At 67.7% G+C, this 1,071-nt stretch carries 1 protein-coding gene; it reads left to right on the forward strand.

The window, feature by feature from the left end:
* Window positions 1-101: 101 nt before the first annotated feature.
* The coding region (locus K8U61_RS24695) for an IS481 family transposase (RefSeq protein ID WP_224125674.1) at window positions 102-1,071 on the forward strand (970 nt) is incomplete at its 3' end.

Raw genomic sequence — 1,071 nt, forward strand, 5'->3', positions numbered from 1 at the left:
TGTAGTTCCTCATCAGGTTGTGAACGGCGAGGCGTAGACGAATAGCGAGGACCTCCAGTACGGAGGGGGTTACCACACCTACCCACCTACTGGAGGTCCTCGTGACTCACGCTAACGCGCCCTTGGCGCCTGGTGGCCGGCTCAAGCTGGCCAAGCTGATCGTGGAGCAAGGCTGGACGGTTCGTCGTGCCGCTGAGCGAATGCAGGTCTCCCCGGCCACCGCAGCAAAGTGGGCTGCACGGCTGCGTGCCGGGCTACCGATGACCGACCGGTCCTCGCGGCCGCACTCGACTCCGTCTCGGACCGCGGCTCGGGTGGAGCGGCGCATCGTGAAGCTGCGGTTCTCCAAGCGGTGGGGGCCGCACCGGATCAGCTACCACCTGGGCGTGCCGCGCTCGACCGTCGGCCGGGTCCTGGCCCGCTATCGGATGCCGTTGCTGGCTCACCTCGATCAGGCCACCGGGCTGCCGGTGCGCCGGCCGAAGCCGGTCCGCTACGAGGTCGCCTCGCCGGGCGACCTGGTCCACGTCGACATCAAGAAGCTCGGCAGGATCCCCGACGGTGGTGGACACAAGAAGCTCGGACGACAAGCCGGAGCACGCAACAACGATGGACACGGCCGCGGGGGTCGTGGCTACGCCTTCCTGCACCACGCGGTCGACGACTTCACCCGCCTGGCCTACTCCGAGCAGCTCCTCGACGAACGCAAGGAGACCGCTGCTGGGTTCTGGACCCGTGCCCACGCGTTCTTCGCCGAAGCCGGCATCACTGTGCGGGCAGTGATGACTGACAACGGGTCCTGCTACCGCTCCCGCGTCTTCGCCGCGGCCCTCGGTGAAGACATCAAGCACCGCCGGACCCGGCCCTACCGACCCCAGACCAACGGAAAGGTCGAGCGCTTCAACCGCACCCTCGCCGCCGAGTGGGCCTACGCCGAGACCTACCTCTCCGACGAGGCCCGCGCAGCGACCTACGCCGCCTGGCTCCACTTCTACAATCACCACCGACCCCATACCGGCATCGGAGGCCTCACTCCCGCCGACCGCGTTCACAACGTCACGGGGAACTACA

Source organism: Nocardioides mangrovi, assembly GCF_020073815.1.
Lineage (GTDB): Bacteria > Actinomycetota > Actinomycetes > Propionibacteriales > Nocardioidaceae > Nocardioides > Nocardioides mangrovi.